Genomic DNA, 4,317 nt, shown 5'->3' on the forward strand with positions numbered 1-4,317 from the left:
CAGAGCATCAGGAAGCCGGCATTGTACCAGTCGGCCGATTCCGGCACGTCGGTCTGTTCGCCCCAGGTCATCGGCGACGACGGCGGAAGGTCGCAGTACCAGTCGTAGAAGCTCATGCAGGTGCCGCCCAGCAGGCTGAGATAGCGCGAGCCGGCCGCATAGGAGACCATCGACATGGCGGGGATCGGCGAGAAGCCGAAGACCCGGTCGGGACCGTGGGTTTTCGCGGTATAGGCGTTGGCCGCCGCGGTGATTTCGGTGGCTTCATCCCAAGAGGCGCGCACGAAACCGCCGCTGCCGCGTTTCTTGGTGTAAGAGGCGCGCAGGATCGGGTCGCTCTGGAGCTTGGTCCAGGCCTCGATCGGGGTCAGGTTCTTGCGCAGGCCGCGATAGGCTTTCAGCAGCTGCGAGCGGATCAGCGGGGTCTTCACGCGGTTGGCGGAATAGAGATACCAGCTGTAGGAGGCACCGCGCTGACAGCCGCGCGGCTCGTGGTTGGGCAGGCCGGCGCGGGTGCGCGGATAGTCGGTCTGCTGGGTTTCCCAGGTGACGATGCCCGACTTGACATAGATCTTCCAGCTGCAGGACCCGGTGCAGTTCACACCATGGGTCGAGCGCACGATCTTGTCGTGCCGCCAGCGGTTGCGGTAGGTGTCTTCCCAGGCGCGGCTTTCATTGGTGGTCTGGCCGTGACCGTTCGAGAAGCGGTCTATCTCTTTTGAGCGGAAGAAGCTCAGACGATCGAGTAGATGGCTCATATAGGTTTTCTCCTGTTTTGCTGCCCTGCCCCGCAGCTGTGCCCGGGGCAGGACTGGCTATTTCAGTTGGATCAGGGGTTCTTCACATAGGCGCCGGGGCGCAGGTAGAACCACCAGTTGATCGCGATGCAGACGGCGTAGAAGATCGCAAAGCCATACAGCGCATATTCGGGCGTTGCGGCCTTGATCTGTTCACCAAACACCTTGGGGATGATGAAGGCGCCATAGGCGGCCACGGCAGCGGTCCAACCCAGAACCGGGCCGGCCTGCTCCTTGTTGAACACCACCGCGATGGTGCGGAAGGTCGATCCGTTGCCGATACCGGTCATCGCGAACAGGATCAGGAACAGGATCATGAAGGGCAGGAAGTACTGCTCGGGGGTTGCCGACACATAGGCCTGCTTGAGGAAATAGGCCACGCCCAGCGCCGAGGCGACCATGACGATCGAGATCCACTGCGTCACGCGGGCACCGCCCAGCTTGTCCGAGATCATGCCGCCGACGGGGCGGATCAGGGCGCCGATGAACGGACCCATCCAGGCATACATCAGGGCCGAGGGGCCGTTCGGGTTGGGGGTGTTGTGGGTCAGCACGCCGTCAACCATCAGGTGCTGGAAGCCGAACACCACCTTGATCGCCAGCGCGAAGGTCGCGGCATAGCCGATGAAGGAACCGAAGGTCATGGTGTAGATGATGGTCATCGCCCAGGTGTGCTTGTTGCCAAAGATCTTGTACTGGCGGCTCAGGTTCTGGCCCACGGCGCCGGGGATCATCTTCAGCAGGATCACGGTCAGCGCGATCACGATCGGCAGCACGATCCATTTCGACACGCCCAGTCCCGAGACCGGAAGGCCGCCGTTGGTGGCGGGCAGCATCAGCCACAGGCCGAAGGCGGCGGTGGCGAAACCGACCAGCAGCATGCCGGTGATGATGCTGAAGGAACCGATCGGGTTGGGGATGTCGGGCGACACGTGCTCGTCACGGATGTTGTTCATGCCGATCCAGCCGATGATGGCCAGCGGCACCAGCGCGATCAGCCAGACGAAACCGGCGTTGTGGATATAGGTCTCGGTGCCGGCCGGGATCTTGCCGATCAGCGTGCCCGAGGTGTTGACCAGGGTGCGGCTTTCGCCACCGAACAGGCCGAAGGTCATCACCAGCGGGATCAGGATCTGCATGGTGGTCACGCCGAAGTTGCCGAGGCCCGCGTTCATGCCCAGCGCATAGCCCTGCACCTTCTTGGGATAGAAGAACGAGATGTTGGACATCGAGGACGAGAAGTTACCGCCGCCGATACCCGACAGGAAGGCCAGAACCTGGAATTTCCACAGCGGCGTGTTGGGGTCCTGAAGCGCGAAACCGGCACCGATCGCCGGGATCATCAGAAGCGCGGTGGTAAAGACGATGGTGTTGCGTCCACCGGCGATGCGAATGAAGAAGGTCGACGGGATGCGCAGGGTCGCGCCGGTCAGGCCGGCGATGGCGCCCAGCGTGAACAGCTGCGATTTCTCGAAGGCGAAACCAAGGTTGATCATCTGCACGGTGATGATGCCCCAGTACAGCCACACGGCGAAGCCGCAGAGCAGGCTGGGGATCGAGATCCACAGGTTACGGGTGGCGATCGCCTTGCCGGTGGAGGACCAGTAGCTTTCGTCCTCGACGTTCCAGTTTCTTAGGTCTTGTCCCAATTTTTATCTCCTCAGGTGAGGTTGAGACGGGCCGGAGTGGCCGGCCCGTCTGTGTAGGTTAGTATTTCTTGGCTTTGTCGGGGTTGGCCCGATTGAACTCTTCGACGATGCGCACCGAGTTGGCGAGCGCCTCGTTGGCGCGCTCGGCGCGGACCTTGAGGGTCTGCAGGGCGGCCGCTTCGAAGGCTGCGCGTTCCTCTTCTTCCTGCTCGCTCGAGAAGCGGATGAAGAAGGCCAGGACCGAGGCACAGGCGACGGTGATACCGATCACCATGAAGACGTCGTTCCATTCCATCGCGCCCTTGAACAGGAAGCCCGCTGCAACCGCACCGGCGTTGCCGCCCGCGCCGACGACACCGGCGACGGCGCCCAGCGCCTTCTTGTTGATGAAGGGCACCACCGAATAGGTCGCGCCTTCGGCCATCTGGGTGAACAGCGAGAAGATGATCAGCATCGGCAGCGCCAGGAACAGCACCTGCATCTGGCTGAAGACCATCAGCGCGATGCCTTCACCCAAGAGCACGACGAACAGCCAGAACGAGCGGCCCTTGAGGCCCCAGAGCGCACCGAAGTTGTCGCCGAAGATGCCGCCCAGGGTCCGGGCAAAGATGTTCATCAGACCGAAGGAGGCGGCAACCGCACCGGCGGCGACCATGCTGAGGTCGAAGTAGTCGTAGAAGTACAGCGCCGCGACGTTGTTGACGGTCAGCTCGATGCCGAAGCAGGCACCGTAGATCAGGAACAGGATCCAGACCCGGTAGTCCGACATGGCGCGGAAGTAATCGGCGGTGACCGACTTCTTCTCGGGCATCATGTTCTTTTCGCGCAGTTCCTTGTAGTTGCCGTCCGGCGCATCCTGCGTGAGGAAGAAATAGGCGATACCGACGACGAAGATCACGGCACCGACGAAGACCATCGACAGGCGCCAGCCGACCGCTTCGGAGAAGCCGAAGCCGACCACGAACATCGAGAACACCATCGGCATCGCGAACTGGGTGACACCGCCGCCGAGGTTGCCCCAGCCGGCCGAGGTGGCGTTGGCGGTGCCGACCACGTTGGGCGCGAACATCACCGAGGTGTGATACTGGGTGATGACGAAAGAGGCGCCGATGACGCCGATCATAAGACGGAAGAACAGGAACAGTTCGAAACTGTCGGCCAGACCGATGCCGGCCACCGGGAAGGCGCCGAAGATCAGAAGATAGGTATAGGACAGCCGCGGCCCGATCCGGTCACAGAGCCAGCCGATGAAGAACCGCGCAAAGACGGTCACCGCCACCGAGGCGATGATCGACCAGCCGACCTGCGATTTGGTCAGCTGCAGTTCGTCGCGCACGATGATCATCAGCGGCGCGATTCCGAACCATGCGAAGAAGCAGGAGAAAAACGCGAACCAGGTCATGTGGAAAGTTCTGATCTGAACTTTCTTCACATTAAAAAAGTTTCCCCAAAGGCTCGTGGCCTTGTTCTGTAACTCCATTTCGGGTCCCTCCGAATGATGGGCGGCCTGATGCCGTCGGTTGGTTCCGCTCATGCTTAAAGTCTGTGAAGGTGGTGTGGGGTTGATCTGTGTCAAGGAATCTCGCAGCGGCAGCGAAAATAATTTCGAGAACTGCCGAAAGTCATCCAGCACGCGCTTTCGGGAACAAGTCGGCAAACCAGATAAATACCTCTAAGTCTTGACAATTATCAATTTATCAATAGTTTTCGCGACCAAAGGGGGGAACGACATTGTACCTAGGGCTGCCTGAGTCGGACCATTCGGACATCCGGAAACTGGACCTGTTCCGGGGCATCGACGATGCGTCTTTCAAGGCGCTGATGCGGGGTGCCTATGTCCAGACCTTCCCGCCTCATACCGAGCTTATCAC

General features: G+C 60.9%; 3 protein-coding genes. All 3 read right to left on the reverse strand.

The genetic code is table 11. The features are described from left to right. Nucleotides 1-758, reverse strand: a 758-nt coding sequence (locus ABZD10_RS13930) for a molybdopterin-dependent oxidoreductase (protein ID WP_372887374.1), incomplete at its 3' end; no start/stop codon positions are given. 71 nt (nucleotides 759-829) lie between these two features. Then, nucleotides 830-2,446: an antiporter gene (locus ABZD10_RS13935; RefSeq protein ID WP_372887376.1), complete on the reverse strand. Its 1,617-nt coding sequence runs from the start codon at nucleotides 2,444-2,446 to the stop codon at nucleotides 830-832. Between the two features lie 58 nt (nucleotides 2,447-2,504). Then, a complete protein-coding gene (locus ABZD10_RS13940) occupies nucleotides 2,505-3,848 on the reverse strand; it encodes an MFS transporter (protein ID WP_372887377.1) in 1,344 nt (447 codons plus the stop codon). Nucleotides 3,849-4,317 lie beyond the last annotated feature (469 nt).

Source organism: Shimia sp. (genome assembly GCF_041624275.1).
Lineage (GTDB): Bacteria > Pseudomonadota > Alphaproteobacteria > Rhodobacterales > Rhodobacteraceae > Shimia.

Bases quoted from the DNA above. Each gene is read 5' to 3' on its own strand.
- ABZD10_RS13940 (WP_372887377.1), bottom strand. From the start codon at position 3,848: ATGACCTGGTTCGCGTTTTTCTCCTGCTTCTTCGCATGGTTCGGAATC.